The 16,826-nt window shown below is 71.1% G+C and carries 12 protein-coding genes; 3 read left to right on the forward strand and 9 right to left on the reverse strand.

The window, feature by feature from the left end; genetic code table 11:
• Positions 1–4: 4 nt before the first annotated feature.
• The 4 genes from G472_RS0120660 to G472_RS0120675 form a co-directional block, all read right to left on the reverse strand.
• On the reverse strand, positions 5–730 hold the full coding sequence (locus G472_RS0120660) for an ABC transporter ATP-binding protein (protein ID WP_029009893.1): 726 nt from the start codon (positions 728–730) through the stop codon (positions 5–7).
• A complete protein-coding gene (locus G472_RS0120665) occupies positions 727–1,722 on the reverse strand; it encodes a branched-chain amino acid ABC transporter permease (RefSeq protein WP_029009894.1) in 996 nt (331 codons plus the stop codon). The genes G472_RS0120660 and G472_RS0120665 overlap by 4 nt, the downstream gene beginning before the upstream one ends.
• On the reverse strand, positions 1,719–2,588 hold the full coding sequence (locus G472_RS0120670) for a branched-chain amino acid ABC transporter permease (RefSeq protein WP_029009895.1): 870 nt from the start codon (positions 2,586–2,588) through the stop codon (positions 1,719–1,721). Before G472_RS0120670 ends, G472_RS0120665 begins: the two co-directional genes overlap by 4 nt.
• A gap of 157 nt (positions 2,589–2,745) precedes the next feature.
• On the reverse strand, positions 2,746–3,645 hold the full coding sequence (locus tag G472_RS0120675) for a helix-turn-helix transcriptional regulator (protein ID WP_029009896.1): 900 nt from the start codon (positions 3,643–3,645) through the stop codon (positions 2,746–2,748).
• Positions 3,646–4,083: 438 nt separating this feature from the next.
• Here G472_RS0120675 and G472_RS0120680 point away from each other — a divergent pair, with 438 nt between their 5' ends.
• Positions 4,084–4,881 carry a sulfite exporter TauE/SafE family protein gene (locus G472_RS0120680; protein WP_035693269.1) on the forward strand — a complete coding sequence of 266 codons (798 nt, stop codon included), beginning with the start codon at positions 4,084–4,086 and terminating at the stop codon, positions 4,879–4,881.
• Between the two features lie 68 nt (positions 4,882–4,949).
• Here G472_RS0120680 and G472_RS37465 read toward each other — a convergent pair whose 3' ends face one another.
• Positions 4,950–5,888 (reverse strand): L,D-transpeptidase, encoded by a 939-nt coding sequence (locus tag G472_RS37465; protein ID WP_084536810.1) that lies wholly within the window; start codon positions 5,886–5,888, stop codon positions 4,950–4,952.
• A 144-nt stretch (positions 5,889–6,032) separates the two neighbouring features.
• On the opposite strand from G472_RS37465, the gene G472_RS0120690 reads away from it, so the two are divergent.
• Positions 6,033–7,832 carry a tetratricopeptide repeat protein gene (locus tag G472_RS0120690; RefSeq protein ID WP_029009898.1) on the forward strand — a complete coding sequence of 600 codons (1,800 nt, stop codon included), beginning with the start codon at positions 6,033–6,035 and terminating at the stop codon, positions 7,830–7,832.
• Positions 7,833–7,859: 27 nt separating this feature from the next.
• On the opposite strand, the gene G472_RS34645 is transcribed toward G472_RS0120690, so the two are convergent.
• Together G472_RS34645 and G472_RS0120700 are read right to left on the reverse strand one after the other, a co-directional pair.
• Entirely contained in the window at positions 7,860–9,995 is a 2,136-nt protein-coding gene (locus tag G472_RS34645) for a S8 family serine peptidase (RefSeq protein ID WP_051341094.1), read from the reverse strand.
• 158 nt (positions 9,996–10,153) lie between these two features.
• Entirely contained in the window at positions 10,154–11,428 is a 1,275-nt protein-coding gene (locus G472_RS0120700; protein WP_029009899.1) for an ABC transporter substrate-binding protein, read from the reverse strand.
• Positions 11,429–11,555: 127 nt separating this feature from the next.
• Here G472_RS0120700 and G472_RS34650 point away from each other — a divergent pair, with 127 nt between their 5' ends.
• Entirely contained in the window at positions 11,556–13,070 is a 1,515-nt protein-coding gene (locus tag G472_RS34650) for a glycosyltransferase family 2 protein (RefSeq protein ID WP_084536812.1), read from the forward strand.
• Here the strand turns inward: G472_RS34650 and G472_RS0120710 are convergent.
• Positions 12,980–14,755 (reverse strand): SLC13 family permease, encoded by a 1,776-nt coding sequence (locus G472_RS0120710; RefSeq protein ID WP_029009900.1) that lies wholly within the window; start codon positions 14,753–14,755, stop codon positions 12,980–12,982. The two genes, G472_RS34650 and G472_RS0120710, sit on opposite strands and share 91 nt — an antisense overlap.
• A 44-nt stretch (positions 14,756–14,799) precedes the next feature.
• Positions 14,800–16,770 carry an AsmA family protein gene (locus G472_RS0120715; RefSeq protein WP_035693271.1) on the reverse strand — a complete coding sequence of 657 codons (1,971 nt, stop codon included), beginning with the start codon at positions 16,768–16,770 and terminating at the stop codon, positions 14,800–14,802.
• Between the last annotated feature and the right edge of the window lie 56 nt (positions 16,771–16,826).

Raw genomic sequence — 16,826 nt, forward strand, 5'->3', positions numbered from 1 at the left:
CTCCCTAAAGGGCCTCCGTCCCCAGATAGGACCGGATCACCCGCGGGTCGGCGGCGATGGCGTCCGGCTTGCCCTCGGCGATCTTCTCGCCGTGGTCCAGCACCACCACATGGTCCGACAGGGCCATGACGGCGCGCATGACGTGTTCGATCATCAGGATGGTCAGGCCCTCGCTGCGGTTCAGGTCGCGCAGCACCTCGACCATGCGGTCGACCTCGGTCGGCCGCAGCCCGGCCAGCACCTCGTCCAGCAGCAGCAGGGTCGGCCGGGTGGCGAGGGCCCGCGCCACCTCCAGCCGCTTGCGGTCGGGCAGCGTCAGGCTGCGCGCCGGGCGTGACGCCTGGTCGGCCAGGCCCAGGCGGGCCAGCACCGCGCGCGCCAGGCGCCGCGCCGGCTCCACGGCGGATTCACGGGCCAGCGCGCCGACCACCACGTTCTCCTCCACCGTCAGGTTGCCGAAGGGCTTGACGATTTGGAAGGTGCGGCCGATGCCGGCGGCGCAGACCCGGTGCGGCTTCAGCCCGGCGATGGAGCGGCCCTGCAGGCGCACGCTGCCCTCGTCGGGCGGGAAGACGCCGGCGATCAGGTTGAAGGTGGTGGTCTTGCCGGCACCGTTGGGGCCGATCAGCGCGACGATGGCGCCCTGCGGCACGGCAAAGCCGACGTCCGACACCGCCTTCAGGCCGCGGAATCGCTTGGACAGGCCCTCGACCTCCAGGAGCGCGGTCATGACGGGTCATCCTCTCCGGGGCGCCGGGTCAGGCGCAGCCTGGCGGCCAGCCACGGCCAAACGCCGTCGGGCAGGAACACCACGATGACCACCAGCGCGGTGCCGTAGAACAGCAGCTTGAGCCCCGGCACGTCGACGCCGGTCAGGGCGATGGCGTGGGTCAGCCCCTCGCCCAGCGGGGTCAGGATGAAGGCGCCGAGGATCGGCCCGAACAGGGTGCCGATGCCGCCGACGATGGCGGGCAGGATGATCTCGATGGAGCGGCCCATGGCAAACACCTGCTCCGGGAACAGGGTGTTGAAATAGAACGCCTGGAACACGCCGCCCACGGCCGTCAGCGCGGCCGACACCATGACCGCCCACATGCGGGCAGCGAACAGGTTCACCCCCACCGCCTCGGCCGCCTCCGCATCCTCGCGCACGGCCAGCCAGCGGTAGCCGAGCCGGCTGTGCAGCAGCACCCGCGCCAGCGCCAGCGCCCCCAGCGTCAGCCCCAGCGCCACATAGTAGAACAGGGTCGGCGAGCCCCGCAGGTTCAGCAGGTCGTCGCCGCCCGCGGCATCGACGGGGATGAAGAAGCCGCCCGAGCCGCCGGTCCAGGCGAGATGATCGAAGGCGATGCGCGCCACCTCGGCGAAGGCGATGGTCAGCAGGGCGAAATGCACCCCGCGCACGCCGAAGCGGAAACCGAGGAAGCCGATGAAGGCGCCGGCCGCCACCGCCACCGCCATGGCCGCCCACAAGCCCAGCCACGGCCCGATGCCGAAATGCACGAACAGGGCGGCGCTGACGTAGGCCCCCAGCCCGACGTACAGGGCATGCCCCAGCGACAGCAGGCCGGAGAAGCCCATCATCACGTTCCACGCCTGCCCGACATAGGCGAACCACAGCACCGTGGTCAGCACGCTGACCACATAGCGGTCGGCGACCAGCGGCACCGCCAGCAACGCCGCCACGAACAGGACGAACAGCAGCGCGCCGCGGCGGGTCACGAGCGCCTCCCCAGCAGCCCCTGCGGGCGCAGCAACAGGATCAGGATCAGGACGGCGTAGCTGACCAGCGTCTTCATGGAGGGCACCAGCAGGAAGCCGGCCAGCGCCTCGGTCACCCCGATCAGCACGCCGCCCAGCAGGGCGCCGGGCAGGCTGCCCAGGCCGCCGACGATGACGATGATGAAGGACAGGAGCGTGTATTCCGGCGCCGCCTGCGGCCGCACCTCGACGATCAGCGTCATCAGCGTGCCGGCGATGCCGACCACGGCGGCGCCGATGCCGAAGGTGAAGGCGTACAGCCCGTCCAGGTTCAGCCCGACCACCCGCGCCCCCAGCGGGTTGTCGGCGCAGGCGCGGATCGCCTTGCCGGTGCGGCTGTAGCGGAAGAAGGCGAACAGGGCCGCCGCCACGACCACGGCGCCGATGCCGGCGTGGACGCGCACGGCGTCCAGCATCAGCGGCCCGATCTCCACCGCGTCGAAGGCGTAATCCACGTGGACGCCGCGGGAATCCGGTCCGAAGATCATCAGCAGCGCGTTCAGCAGGATGGTCGCCACGCCCAGCAGCAGGATGAACTGCATGTGCTCCGGCCGCTCCACGAAGCGGTTCACCAGGCCGCGCTGCAAGGCGTAGCCGAAGGCGAACAGCACCGCCGCCACCAGCGGCGCCGACAACACGGGGTCGAGCCCGAAGGCGGCGAACAGCAGCACGGCGCCGTACATGCCGGCCACCATCATCTCGCCGTGGGCGAAGTTGACGACGCGCACCACGCCGAAGATCACCGACAGCCCGAGCGCCGCCAGCCCGTACACCAGCCCGGTCAGCAGACCGGACGCGACGATGTTGAGATAGACGTCCAGAGGCATGTCCGGTCAATCCGCAAGGCTCCGCCTGCCGGGTTAGCAGCCCGGCCCGGCTCGGGCAAGAAAGATCCGCCGCAGGCAATGGGCGTGGCGGCCACTGCGGTCCGCGACGATACCCCATGCGGACCCGCACCATGCCGGACGCCTCGTCACGACCACCCTACGGACCGTTGAAATGGACGGTGCCGAGCCCGGCAAGATCATAGCCCCGAAGGTCCGCCGCCTTGGCCGATGCCGCCGCGGAGGCGGCGAATCGGAACAGCCTCTGCAACGGCGGTTCGAAGAAGTCGCGGCGGTGCATGATCAGATCGTAGCGCTCCCGGTGCAATGGCACGAAATCCAGCCGCAACTGATGCGCGACGGCCCGGACGGCGAGTCCTGCATCGGCCTGCCCGCCGAGCACCGCCAGCCCGACGTCCATTTCAGCCTGCACCGGGCGGTCGAGCGTGGCCAGGTCATCCCAGCGCAGCCCGGCCCGGGCAATGAGGTGATCGAACAGACGTTGCGCACCGGCCTCGGGCTGCCGTCGCACGATGCGGGCGCGCACCGCCGGCAAATCGGCGACGGTGCGGATGCTCAGGGGGTTCCCGGAGGCGACGACCAATCCCTGCTCCCGCTGCGCCCATTCGATCACCACCACATCACGGTCGCCGAGGCATCGCCGGACGAAGGGGACGTTGTGCTCACCGCTCACCTCGTCCAGGACGTGCAGGCCGCAGGCCAGTGCCGCCCCTTCGGCAAAGCGATCCAACCCGCTCAGGCTCCCCCCGCCCATGAGGGCCAGCCTGCATCCCGATTCCGCGACGCACCATTCCAGCAGGGGATCATGGCTGCCGGCGATCACCGGAGGCGCCGCGGCGGCCGGTCGGGCAACGGGTGAGACGACCGACTCCGCGCCGCTGCGCGTGGACAGCCAGCGGTCGATCTGATCCTTGGGAAAAAGCCACTTGCCGCCGACGCGGGTGCAGGGGATCTCGCCCCGCTGCACGAGATCGTAGACCTTGCGCTGCTTGAGGCGCAGGTAGTCCGCGATCTCCCGCGTGTTCAACAGTTGGCTCATCGCACGGCTCCGGGGGCGTTCCCGCCGACAGGCGGGCTCGACGGACGCCATTATGGCGGCGGCGGTGGGATTTGCAAATCCAGGGCGGTTGGTGCGACTTTCCGTGCACCACGGAATATTTGCAGGAATATGCATCCTCTTTGTAATTTACGCTGACATCCGGCATCTCTGCAAATATTACATGATTGAATCCGATAAATGTGATTGATGACAAGGCAGAACGCCGATTACAATCCCCCCTGGACTTCGACGCGTCGGGGCTGCAAGGATTTCACATCATGACATTCTCCGCCCGCAACCAACCGAAGGACGCCGTCACTGCCGTAGAGACGGGACCGGTTGCCGCGGCGGCTGATCTCCCATCCGCGATGGACCGGCGGTCATGGTGACGTACGGCTATTCGCTTCCCGGCCGAACCGCAGCGCCGGGCGCCTGACGATGCGCAGCCGCAACGGCAAGAGCTTCGTCGCCGGAACGCTGATCGGCACTCTGGGCGGGCTGATCGGCCTGGGCGGGGCGGAATTCCGCCTTCCGGTGCTGGTCGGGGTTTTCAAGCTCTCCACCCTGGAAGCGGTGATCCTGAACAAGGCCGTGAGCCTGGTGGTCGTGGCCGCGGCCCTGGTCTTCCGCGCCAATGCCATTCCGTTCGACCGGCTCACCGATCACCTCGACGTTGCGCTGAACCTGCTCGCCGGCAGTCTCGTCGGGGCGTGGTGGGCCGCCGGACATGCCCTCACCATGCCACGGGCCTGGCTCAACCGGATCATCATGGTCCTGCTGGCGGGCCTGTCCCTGGTGATGCTGTCGGAATCCCTGATCGGCTTGCACGACGGCGGCGGCGCCATCGTCGACGCCGGGCCGCTGCGCCTGGTGGCCGGACTGGCGGCCGGGCTGGGCATCGGCGTCGTGGCGGCCCTGCTGGGTGTGGCCGGCGGCGAACTGCTGATCCCCGCGATCGTGCTTCTCTACGGCCTGGACATCAAGCTGGCGGGCAGCCTGTCCCTGGTGGTCAGCCTGCCCACCATGATCGTCGGCTTCGCCCGCTACACCCGATCCGATGCCGTCCATATCCTGAGACGGGAGCAATCGCTGTTCCGCTGGATGGTGGCCGGCTCGATCCTCGGCGCCGCCCTGGGCGGCCTGTTGCTGGGGGTGGTGCCGACCGACATGCTGATGACTCTTCTCGGTGTGATCCTGCTGGTTTCCGCCATCAAGATCTTCCGTCACGCTCATTGATATCCTCTGGTCCTCCGGCAGCCGGGACCCGGATGGCGCCGGTCTTCAGCACGCCCCGCACGCCGCGCTCAGCGGGCCGCGTCGTCCAGGCGCGCCGTCAGGGCGGCGCGCAGGCAGGTGCGGGCGGCGGCGGCGACGGCGGGGTCGGCTTCGCTGCCGCGTCGTATCCAGCAGACGGCCCCCAGGCGCTCCGCGAAGCGGCGTTCCTCCTGGTGAAGGGCGATGGCGGCAGCGGCGCGGGCGTCCGCCGGCAGGCGGGCCAGCCGGTCCTGCGCCAGGCCGCGGACCCGGCCGTCCAGCACCGCCAGATCCGGATCGTCGCACAGCATCCGCCGCAGCGGCGCCGTGGCCGTGGCGCAGCCGGGGTCCGGCACGACGGACGGCAAAGGTGGAGGCGGCGACGGAGGAGGTTGCGCGGCCGCGGCCTCCGGCACCGGCACCGGCAGGCGGACCGGGACGGTGGCGGGACGATCGGGTGCCGCGGTATACGCCTCTCGGATGACGCGTACGGGGGTGCCGACGGGGACCGAGTCGAACAGGGCCTCGATGTCGGCGGGCAGCATGCGGAAGCAGCCGCCGCTGGCCCGCTGCCCCACGGAGTCGGGGCGGTTGGTGCCGTGGATGGCGTAGGTCGGCCAGCCCAGGTCGAGGGCATAGCGGCCCAACGGGTTGCCGGGACCGGGCGGCACGGAGCGGGGCAGGTCCGGGTCGGCGCGGCGCTGGGCGGGGGTGGGGTGCCAGGTGGGGTTGCGGCGCTTGCGCACCACCGCGGTGTCGCCGAGCGGCGTGGCGACGCCCGGCCGGCCGATGGCCACCGGATAGGACCGCACCGGCCCGCCGGCCTCATGCACGTAGAGCCGGCGGTCGGCCAGGCTGACGGTGATGCCCGTGACCTCCGCCGCCGCGGCCGGCCGCAGCACCCCGCCCGCCGCGGCAAGGGCCAGCAGCAGCAGCAGCAGGGCCGCCCCCCATGGCGGCCGGCACCGGGCGATGATCCGCGCGTCCATGGCCGGCAAGGGAACGCGAATTCCCCTAAGGGCCGGTTAAACCGGGCGTGCGCCCGATCGGAAAAGGGTTCGCCAATCCCGCCGTGTTGCTTGTAGACTGCCGCGCGCAGGACGAACCGGATACGACGATCGGGACGAGGTGCCATGGAGACCATCGATCAGACCCTGGCGGTCGCCACCGAGCACCACAAGGCCGGCCGTACCGCCGAGGCGGAGCGGCTCTACCGGGAGGTGCTGGACCGCTCACCCGGGCACCCCGACGCGCTGCATCTGCTGGGCGTGCTGTCGCTCCAGGCCGGGCGCCCGGCGGAAGCCGCGGACCTGATCGCCCGGGCGGTCGCCGCCGACGCGGAGTCGCCGGTGTTCCACTCCAACCTGGGCCACGCCCTGCACGCCCTGGGGCGCCCGCGCGATGCGGCGGAAAGCTTCGCTCGCGCCCTGGTCCTGGTGTGCAACAGCGGGGACAACCCCGGCAACAGCATCAATTCCCTGTCGGCGCTGATCCAGCGCTACGACCCGGACAGCCGCCGGGCGGCGGCCGACATCGTGTCGCGCGACTACGCGCTGGGTGATGTCATGCGCCGGCTGTCCCTGCCCTTCTATCTCACCGGCGACATCCGCTATTACCGGGAACTGGTGCGGGCCATCCTGGCGGAGCCGGCGCGTTTCACCGTGCCGTCGCTGCACTACGCCTACTGGGGCATCTCCATGCAGGTGTTCGTGGGCGCCGCCCGCTCCGGCCCCCTGGCGGAGTTCGTGGCGGACGAGCTTGCCCGGCTCTACGACCTGCTGGTGGACGAGACGGCGCTGCGCTACGCCACCGCCGCCCGCATGCGCCCGGCCGGACCGCGCCCGCAGGTGCGGCGGGTCGCCCTGATCACCAACCAGATGCTGGGCGCCGGCCACCAGCCGACGCTGGACGCCTTCGACTACGCCCGCCGCCTCCAGGACGAGTGCGGGGTCGAGGTGTTGATCGTCAACGCCAACACCATGGCGGCGACACCGGAGAACGGCTTCATCCCCGCCTTCTCGTACAACGTAACCGAAGCTTACAGCGGCGTTCAGATGATCGAGGCGTACGGTGCGCGCGTGCGCATGGCCTCCTTCCCGCACCTGCGCTTCGACGAGGAGAAGGTGCACGCCATCATCGACCATGTGGAGGGCTTCGACCCCGACGCCATCGTGGCGTTCGGCGGCTCCAACATCATCGCCGACCTGTTCGCCGACACCCGCGCGGTGGTGCTGCTGCCCACCTCCTCCGGCGTGCCCAACAGCCACGCCGACCTGGTGCTGGGCTATGACGCGGCCGACCGGCCGGACGGCTGGCCCGCGGAGCTGGCGGCACGCTTCCGCCCCCACGCCTTCGGCTGGACGCCGCCGCCCGAGGACGCCGTGCTGAGCCGCGGTGAGCTGGGCCTGCCGGACACCGGCGCCCTGTTCGTCGTGGTCGGCAACCGGCTGGACGCGGAGGTGGACGACGCCTTCCTCGCCCTGGTCGACGGGCTGCTCGACCGGCTGCCCGACGCGGTGGTGGCTTTCGCCGGTGAGGTGACGACGCTGCCCGGCCGCCTGGCCGGCCTGCGCAACGCCGGCCGGGCCCGCAGCCTCGGCCACGTCGAGGCGATCCGTGCCCTCTACCGGATCGCCACCGCCCTGCTGAACCCGCGGCGCCAGGGCGGCGGCGGCAGCGCCGCCTTCGCCCTGGCCGAAGGGCTGCCGGTGGTGACGCCGGCGGCGGGGGATGTCGCCCGCGTGGCCGGGCCCGACTTCACCGTCGCCGACGACGCCGCCCTTCTCGACCGGGCCCGGGCCCTGGCCACCGACCCGGCCCTGCACGCCGCCCAAGCCGCGGCGGCCCGCGACCGCTTCGCCGCCGTCGGCGACCGCCGCCGGTCGGCGGAGCAGCTCCTGGCCTATTGCCGCGAAGCCGCCGCCGCCGGGTAAGAGCCCGGCGGCGGGCCGGCAGCACCCTTACGCCACCAGGAACCAGTCGTCCCGCACGCCGGAAGCCGGCACGCCCAGCAGCAGCAGGGCGTTGCCGGAACCGGCGTCGATCAGCGCGCCGCGGCCGGCGTCGATCACGGTCCAGCTCAGCCCGTCGGCGACGAGGATTCGGTCGCCCTCCGCGGCGTTGAAGTCGGTGACCACGTCGGTGTCGGTGAAGCGGTTGAGCACGAAACGGTCGGCTCCGGCCCCGCCCGTCAGGGTGTCCGCCCCGCGGCCGCCGGCCAGCACGTTGTCCGCGGCGTTGCCGATGATGATGTCGTTGCCGTCGCCGCCATAGGCGTTCTCGATGACGCCGCCACCGGTGCCGATCAACACGGCCTTGCCGTCGATCCGGCTGGAGATGGTGCCCGGCCGCAGGTCGATGATGCTGTTGGACGAGACCGCCGCGGCGTTCAGCGTGTCGATGCCGGCGGTGCCGACGATGTCCAGGCGCAGCAGGTCCTGCATCAGCAGTTCCGCATAGTCGTCGGTGTAGACGAAGATCTCGCCGTCCCGGTGCGGGCGGCCGTAGGCCAGCACCGAGAACTCGTCCACATACCCCGTGCCGCCGGGCCCGAGATCCTTGACGGTGACCGTCCACACCCCGGCACTGTTCTCGCCCCAGTGGGCGACCGAGGAGAAGATGTAGCTGAGATCACCCTCGCCGGCGAAGCCGTCGGGGGTGTAGGCGGGGTTCTCCGGGTCGGGCGTCACCCATTTCGTCGGCAGGCCCGGCCGGTTTACCAGCGTGCTGACGGTGCCGTGGGGAGAGGTCAGCGTCACCACCAGATCGGCGTACCAGGTGTGGTGGGCGTGGAAGTCCAGCTCGACCCACTCCACCTCCATGGCGTTGTCGAGGGTGAAGGAATAGGACCAGCCGTTCGCATCCCCGTCGGGGATCACCGCTCCCATCGCCGTCGGCGAGGTGTATTCCGCGTACACCTCGTTCTGCGTGGTCGACTGGCGGTCCCAGGTCTCGGCCAGGCGGACGGCGGCGCGGGCGTCGACGAAGCCGTAGCCGTAGTCGTGGCTGAAGCGCATGCCACCGCCGTTCCATTCCGTGGCGCCGTTGGTCTGCCAGGAATACAGCTCGAACTCCCCCTTGCCGCTTCGGAAGTCGCGGGCCGTCGCCGCCAGGATCTCCTGCACGTCGCGGTAGCCGAGGCCGGGGTTGGCCTCCAGCATCAGGGCGACGACGCCCGACACCATGGGGGCCGCGGCCGAGGTGCCGTTCATCATGTCCGTGTAGTCGCCGCCGTCGAAGCCGACGGAGCGCTCGCTCGGCGAGGCGCCGTTGCCGCCCATCCAGTCGGTGGTCGTGGTCCAGCGGGGAAACGGCAGGTCCGGTCGCGTGTCGGCCAGATGCCGGTCGACGGGGGCGGTCACCAGGATCGAGGCGCCGGGCGTGCTGTAATAGTTGATGTCGCCCTGGTTGGTGCCGGCGGCGACGGTGATGACGCCGGGGTCGTTGCCGAAGTTGGAATAGTTGACGTTGTCGCCGACATCGCGCGAGTTGCCGGCCGACACCACCATGATGGTGCCCAGCCCGCCGCGCCCTTCTTCCAGGCTGTAGCGGATGGGAAGGGTGAAGTTGAACAGCCCTTCGAAATAGAAGTTGGTGAAGGTGCTGAAGGGCACGATCGGGCCCCAGCTGTGGTTCACCACGTCGAAGGACGCCTGCTGCGCCATGGCCAGGAACATGGCGCCGGCCTCGCGGGCCGCGTCGGTCATGAAGGTGCCGGCATCGAGGATGTTGACGCCGGTGAGGGTGGCACCGGGTGCGACGCCGATGACGCCTTCCCCGTTGTTGCCCGTGGCGGCGATGATGCCCGCCACCTCCGTGCCGTGGGCGTTGCGCCAGTCGTCGTAGCCGGTGGGATAGGGGTCGTGGATCGTCTCGTCGGGCAGGACGATGTGGAGGCCGGGATTGTAATTGCCCGCCAGATCGGGATGGTCATACTCGACGCCCGAATCATAGACGCCGATGGTGACGCCCTTCCCGGTGTAGTCCCGCCAGACCGGGACGACGTTGAGGTCCACCCCGCGCACGCCGCCGAACAGGCCGAGGTTCAGCAGGTGCCACTGGTATTGGAACAACGGATCGTTCGGCCACGCCGTCATGTCTTGCCTCTCCCCTCTTCCGGTCATGGGACGGTGTCGGGCACCGCCGGTCGAATCCGTGATGCCGGAGCAACCGGGGGGAAGGCAACTCATTCCGTATACAAAATAAGCGCGAAGGGGAAGATCCCCTTCGCGCCACACTCACTGCGTTTGTCGGATCAGGTGCGCTTCTGCCAGCCGGGCATCGGGAACACCGGCTCCATCTCCGCCGAGCCTTTGGGCAGGACCACGGTGGGACGGGCGTCGCGGTTCTGCACGCAGGCCGAGGCGAGGTTAACGTTCTGCCCCTTCTCGTCGAAGGTGATGGCCGGACCGACCATCATCTTCTCCTGAAGATTCGTGGTGCGCAGGGCCTGCAGCATCGCCTCCGATTCGGGGGTGCCGGCCCGCTTGAAGGCATCGGCGGCGACCAGGATCGCCTCCAGCGTGAAGGCGACGTTGAAGGCGTAGCCCTCGAAGCGGTCGTTGGGGAAGGCGCTGCGGAAGGCGGCCTCGACGCGGCGGGTGAGATCCGCCCTGGGGTCGTACCAGGGCAGGTTGGTGATGGCGTAGTCGGCGTACTTGCCCAGCACCTTGTAGGTCTGCTCGTCATACAGGCCGGGCGAGCCGGGGGAGACGATGCCCATGGGCTGCCAGCGCTGCTTCACCATCTCCTTGATCATCATGATGGCGTCGGTGGCGCGGGTGGTGACGATCGCCAGTTCGGCACCGGTCGCCTTGGCCTTGGTCACCTCGATCGCCAGATCCTGCGCCTTGGGATCGTAGGAGATGCTGTCGACGATGACGAAGGGCATGTCCAGCTTGGGGAACAGGGCGTCCATCGCCGCCTTGTTGGCCATGCCGAAGGTGTCGTTGGCGTGCAGGAACACCGCCGATTTGGGCGTGGCGCCGGTGACCGCGAACAGCTCCTTCATCAGCGCCAGGCCGTTGGTCACCAGCATGGTGCTGGTGGGGAAGTTGCGGAACACGGTGCGATAGCCCTGCTCCGTCAGCCGGTCGGCGGCGGCGATGTTCATCACCAGCGGCACGCCGCGCTGCTCGCACACCTGGGCGGCCGCGGCGGTCTGGCCGCTGTCGAAGGCGCCGACGATGACGTTGGCGCCGTCGTTGATCAGCTTCTCCGTGCGCGAGCGGGCGACGTCCACGTTGGATTCCGTGTCCGCCGACAGGATCTCCACCGCGTAGCCCATGTCGCGCAGCACCGCCGGGGCGATGTCGGCGCCGCGCTGACAGGCCTGGCCGGCCTGGGCCAGATGGCCGGAGCGCGGCAGCAGCACCCCCACCTTCAGCGTGGTGGCCTGCGCGAAGGCCGGCGCCGTGCCGAAGGCGGCCAGCGCGCCGGCCGCGGCGGCGGCCTGGCCGAAGCGGCGGCGGGTCAGCCCGGAGGGGGCGGGACGGCGAGCAAGATCGTTGCGTGTGGTGTCGCTGGACATGGCGGATGATCCCTCCCGGCGTGTTCTCGGTTCGCGAAACTGTCGCCGATAAGGGCGGCAAATCAAAGGGGATTCCTGTAGGCTCGGGCTCTCCCCTCCCCGGCACGAGCACCCGGAGCCCGCCCCCATGGCCACCGTCGCCGAAGCCCTCGCGGCCGCCCTCGACCATCTCCGGGCCGGCCGTCTCGCCGAGGCGGAGATCCTCTACACCCGAATCCTCGACGTCGAGCCGGAGGAGCCGGAGGCGCTCCACCGCCTGGGCCTCGTCCACGCCCGCCGCGGCGATACCGCCGCCGCCGCCGCGCTGATCGGCCGCGCCGCGGCGCGCGACGACGCCGATCCCGACGCCCTGTTCAACCTGGGCGTCCTGCACCACATCGTCCTGCGCACCGAGGAGGCCATCGCCTGCTACCGCCGCGCCGTCGCCCGCCGCCCCGACTTTCCCGATGCCGAGTACCACCTCAGCGAGGCGTTGCAGGCCATGGGCCGCATCGGCGAGGCGCTGGAGGTGCTGGAGAGGCTGACCGCACGTCACCCAGACCACCAGCGGGCCCGCCGCCAGCGCGGCTCCATCGAGGCGGCGCTGGGCCGGCCCGGCGCGGCGGTCGCCTTCCTTGAAGAGGCTGTGGCCCTCGACCCCGGCGACACGGCGGCGCGCGACCAGCTTGCCGAACAGCTCGCCGTGTTCGCCCGGCGCCGGACCATCCTGGACGCGGCGGGACCCGACGGGCGCCACGATCTGCGGGACGTCACCGTCCTGGTGCCCTTCCGCCGGGACAGCGACGACCGCGCCCGCAACCTGCGCCTGATCGTCGGCCACCTGCTGAAGCACGCGGACACCACCGTGCTGATCGGCGAGGACAGGGACGGCCCCGGCGACGCCGCCGACGCGCTGGGTCCCGAGCTGGCGGCCCGCTGCCGCCACCTGCACCTCACCGGCAACGCCACCCCGTTCACCCACAAGGCGTTCCTCATCAACCGCATGGTCGAGGCGGCGCAGACCCCCGTCGTGGCCCTGCACGACACCGACGTGGTGGTCGATCCCGTTCAGTACGTGCTGGCCCGCGACGCCGTGCGCGCCGGGGCCGCCATGGTCTTTCCCTACAACGGTCTGTTCTTCTGGATCATGGGACAGGCACCGGTGGAGCAGTTCGCCCGCACCCTGTCCAGCGCGGCGCTGCTGGCCGTCGCCCACCGCCACCCGGTGATGCACAGCAACTCCCCCGGCGGCAGCGCCTTCTTCGACCGCGCCGCCCTGCTGGCCGCCGGCGGCTACAACGAGCGGTTCCTGTCCTGGGGCTATGAGGACGACGAGATCGTCGAGCGCATGCGCCGCCTCGGCCAGCGGGTGGAGCGGGTGCCCGGCCCGCTGTTCCACCTGGAGCACGCCCGCCCCCTCAACAGCAGCGACGCCAACCCCTTCCTGGCCGCCAACCGGGCCGAGCTGGAGCGCATCCGCGCGGCGTCGCCGGAGACGATCCGCGCCGACATCGCCGCCGGCCGCCTGAAACGCCCCCTGCTGAGCGCCGCCGACCCGGGCGCCGCACCGCCCTACCCCGGCGCCAGCGGCCACACCAGCGCGATCGCCGCGGTGCCGATGACGATCACCAGCAGCGACAGCGGCAATCCCAGCCGGGAGTAGTCGGCGAAGCGGTAGCCGCCGGGGCCCATCACCAGGGTGTTGCACTGGTGGCCGATGGGGGTCAGGAAATCGCACCCCGCCCCCACGGCGACCGCCATCAGGAAGGCGTCGGGGCGCAGCCCCAGGTGGGCGGCGAGGCTGGCGCCGATGGGCGCCATCACCAGGACGGTGGCCGCGTTGTTGAGGAACGGCGTCACCGCCATGGCCGCCACCATCATCAGCGCCAGCGCCCCCACCGGCGGCAGGGCGCCGGCGGCGACCGACAGCCAGCCGGCGATCAGTTCGGTCCCGCCGGTCGATTGCAGGGTTTCCGATACGGGGATCAGGGCACCGAACAGCACCAGCACCGGCCATTCCACCGCCTCGTACGCCTCGCCGGGCGTCAGCACCCCGAACAGCAGCATGGCCACGGCGGCGCCGAAGAAGGCGGGCGCGACGTGCAGCGTGCCGGTGGCCACCAGGACCACCGTCACCCCGACGATGGCGACGGTGAGGCGCCGCTTGCGCGGCCGCCCGATGGGCAGGTCGCGCTCGGCCAGCGGCAGGCAGCCCAGCGTCGCCAGGGTCTCGTGCGCGTCGTCGGCGCGGACCTGGAACACCACGAGATCGCCGAACCGGAACCGGATGCGCCGCAGCCGCTGGCGGATCGGCTGGCCCCGGCGAGACAGGGCCAGCAGGTTGACGCCGTAACGCCCGCGCAGGGCCAGATCCTCCACCGTGCGGCCGATCAGCGGCGAGCCCCGGGTGACCACCGCCTCCACCACCGTCGGCACATCGCTGCCCCGCGCGGCGTCGGATGTGCGGCCTTCGGACAGTTCCAGCCCGGCGTTCCGGACGATGCGGGCCAGCGCCCGGGTGTCGCACTCCAGCACCAGCAGGTCGCCCTCGTACAGCACCCAGTGGCCGGACGGCACATAGCGATGGTGCCGCTCGCGCACGATGGCGGCGATGGTGACGTCGCCCTCGCCCATCTCCTCGAACTCGGCCACCGTGCGGCCCACGAAAGGGGAGCCGGCGGGCAGCCGCGCCTCGGCCGTGAAGTCGTCGATGGAGAACGCCTCCGCCGCGGCGCGGGCGCGGCGCTGCGGCAGCAGCCGCCAGCCCACCGCCAGGAACGCCACGCCCGCCGCCGCCAGCACCGCCCCCACCGGCGTGAAGTCGAACATGCGGAACGGTTCCCCCAGGATGTCCTGGCGCATGCGCGAGACGATGATGTTGGGCGAGGTGCCGACCAGCGTCATCAGTCCGCCCAGCAGCGACCCGAAGGCCATGGGCATCAGCAGGTGCGACACCGGGGTGCCGGTGCGGGCGGCGATCTGCACCGCCACCGGCATCAGCATGGCCAGCGCCCCCACGTTCTTGACGACCGCCGACAGCACGGTCACCGCGCCGGCCAGCACCATGACCTGGATCGCGGGGGTGCGCATGCGGGCCGAGAGCGGCTTCATGGCCACCTCCACCACGCCCGAGCGCGCCACACCGGCGCTCACCACCAGGGCGGCGCCGACGATGATGACGATCTCGTCGGAGAAGCCGCGGAACGCCTGTTCCTCCGGCACCAGGCCGACCGCCATGGCGGTGACCAGGGCCAGCAGCCCGACCACGTCATAGCGCAAGCGGTCCCACACCAGCAGCGCGATGACCGCACCGATGATGGCGAAGGCGAGTACCTGTTCGGTCGTCATGAACCCCGTCGTCTTTTGAATGGGAGAACCGCGTGATGATCGGCTCAGCGCGGGGCCGGCGCTCCGTTCCCGTCCGGTTCCGCGGCTTCGGTGTCGGGGGTGAGCGCGCTGCGGATCAGGGTGCCGCAATGGGGCTGTTCGTCGGTGCCGGGGTCGAGCAGGGGCAGCAGCCCCGCCAGCGGCGTCAGCAGCACGCCCAGCGCCACCGCGGCGGCGCCGCGGGCCGCCGTTTCGGTGGGATCGAGGGACACGTCGGGCGACGCGAAGCGGCCCCGGATATGAACCGGCACCTCGGTGGACAGCACGCCCGGCTGCTTGGGCCGGCCGCGCACGGTCAGGTCCAGCGTCTCCACACCCAGGTCGATGGTCCCCTCGCCGACCAGAAGCGTCTCCGGTGTGTCCAGCACCATCGCCTGCGTCCGCCCCACCCCGCCCTCGACCGCGAGATCGACGACGAAGCAGTTGAAGGGGGCCGGCTCCTCGCCGGTCAGGACGATGCCCAGCGTCTCCACGATGTCGGTTTGCAGGCCCTGGACGATCAGGCTGCCGACGGTGCCCCCGTCCACCGCCAGCCCGATCGAGCCGTCGGCCACGGCGGCGGCGTCGGCCAGGGTGGCGCCGCGCCCCTCCAGCGCGATGCGCCCGGTCGCCACGCCGCCCATCCGGTCCTCCAGCCCGCTGCCGGCGAACAGGTCGGGCAGGCGGATGCCACGCACGGTCAGGTCGACCGCCACCGCGGGGATTCGCTCGCGCCCGTCCAGGCGCACCGCCCCCAGGATGCGGCCGTCACCCATGCCGAAGGACAAGGGATCCACGGTGATGACGCCGTTGTCCAGCGTCAGCACCATGCCGAAATTGTCCAGCGCCGCCGCCGCCGATTCCACACGTTGCCCGCGCAGGCGCAGTTCCAGGTCAGTGGCGCGCAGGCGGTCCAGGTTGACCGGTGTGTCCGGCAGGATGCGGCCCGGCTCCTTGACCGGATAGTCGTCCCCCTCCTCCGGCGCGCCGCCGACGAATCCGGCCAGGTCGGCCAGCACCAGGCGCTCGGACACCAGTTCGGCCGTCACGCGCGTGCGGTCGCCGCCGGCGTCGATGGTGACGGTGCCGTCCAGATCGGTGCCTCCGACGCGGCCCGTCAGGCCGGTGACCCGCCACATCGGCCCGTCCCGCGTCAGGGTGCCGCGCAGGTCGTAGGGGCCGGTCTGCGGCGCCGGGATGCCGAAGATGGGGAAGACGGCGGAGAGGTCGTCGCCTTTCAGGTCCACCGCCAGGTCGACGCCCTCGAACCGCACGGGGTCGTTCAGCGTTCCCTCCACCACCCCGCGGGTCGGCCCCACCGCCGCCTCGGCGCGGATCGGATAGGGCGCGGAGGTGTCGCGCAGGAAGCGCAGCGACCCGCCCTCCAGGGTCAGGGAGAAGGGTTCACCGGCAAAGGTCCCCTCCCCCTGCAGGTGGACGCGGTCGTCCCCCTCCGCCCCCACGGCGGTGCTGATGGTGCTGTCCAGGTCCACGTCGCTCTGCGGGTTGCGGTAGCGCAACCGGCCGTCCTCGACGCGCAGCCGCTCCACCACGGGCATCTCACCGCGGTGATCGGGTCCGGCCCCGTCATCGGCCGGTTCCGCGCCGAGATCCCAGTTGTCCTCGCCCTGCTCGCTGCGTTCCAGGCTCACCACCGGGCCGGTCAGCACCATGTCCGTCAGTTCCACGTCGCCGCGCAGCAGCGGCCACGGGCGCAGCCCGACCTCCAGCACGGGGATGTCCGCCAGCCACGGGTCGCGCCCCCAGGGCTCGTTGGCGATCCGCACCCCCTCGGCACGGATGCGGACGGGGTTGCCGAGGCGGACGTGCAGGTCGCCGTCCAGGCTCACCGGGCGGCCCAGCGCCTCGCCGGCCCGGGCGGCCAGAAATCCGCGCGCGTCGTTCCAGTCCCACACCAGCGCCGCCACGCCGATGCCGGCCGCCGTCAGCCCCGCCAGCCCGAGAAGAGTCAGCCCCACCCATTTCACGACGGCCATGCGCGTCCCGTCCCCGTCAATCCCGTCAGGGAGTCAAACGGACGGACGGGTTGCGC

Source organism: Azospirillum halopraeferens DSM 3675 (assembly GCF_000429625.1).
GTDB lineage: Bacteria > Pseudomonadota > Alphaproteobacteria > Azospirillales > Azospirillaceae > Azospirillum > Azospirillum halopraeferens.

What these genes read in the sequence shown, in the direction of transcription:
- G472_RS0120660 (WP_029009893.1), bottom strand. Translation starts at nt 730, where the DNA reads ATGACCGCGCTCCTGGAGGTCGAGGGCCTGTCCAAGCGATTCCGCGGC.
- G472_RS0120670 (WP_029009895.1), bottom strand. Translation starts at nt 2,588, where the DNA reads ATGCCTCTGGACGTCTATCTCAACATCGTCGCGTCCGGTCTGCTGACC.
- G472_RS0120675 (WP_029009896.1), bottom strand. Translation starts at nt 3,645, where the DNA reads ATGAGCCAACTGTTGAACACGCGGGAGATCGCGGACTACCTGCGCCTC.
- G472_RS0120680 (WP_035693269.1), top strand. Translation starts at nt 4,084, where the DNA reads ATGCGCAGCCGCAACGGCAAGAGCTTCGTCGCCGGAACGCTGATCGGC.
- G472_RS37465 (WP_084536810.1), bottom strand. Translation starts at nt 5,888, where the DNA reads ATGGACGCGCGGATCATCGCCCGGTGCCGGCCGCCATGGGGGGCGGCC.
- G472_RS0120690 (WP_029009898.1), top strand. Translation starts at nt 6,033, where the DNA reads ATGGAGACCATCGATCAGACCCTGGCGGTCGCCACCGAGCACCACAAG.
- G472_RS34645 (WP_051341094.1), bottom strand. Translation starts at nt 9,995, where the DNA reads ATGACGGCGTGGCCGAACGATCCGTTGTTCCAATACCAGTGGCACCTG.
- G472_RS0120700 (WP_029009899.1), bottom strand. Translation starts at nt 11,428, where the DNA reads ATGTCCAGCGACACCACACGCAACGATCTTGCTCGCCGTCCCGCCCCC.
- G472_RS34650 (WP_084536812.1), top strand. Translation starts at nt 11,556, where the DNA reads ATGGCCACCGTCGCCGAAGCCCTCGCGGCCGCCCTCGACCATCTCCGG.
- G472_RS0120710 (WP_029009900.1), bottom strand. Translation starts at nt 14,755, where the DNA reads ATGACGACCGAACAGGTACTCGCCTTCGCCATCATCGGTGCGGTCATC.
- G472_RS0120715 (WP_035693271.1), bottom strand. Translation starts at nt 16,770, where the DNA reads ATGGCCGTCGTGAAATGGGTGGGGCTGACTCTTCTCGGGCTGGCGGGG.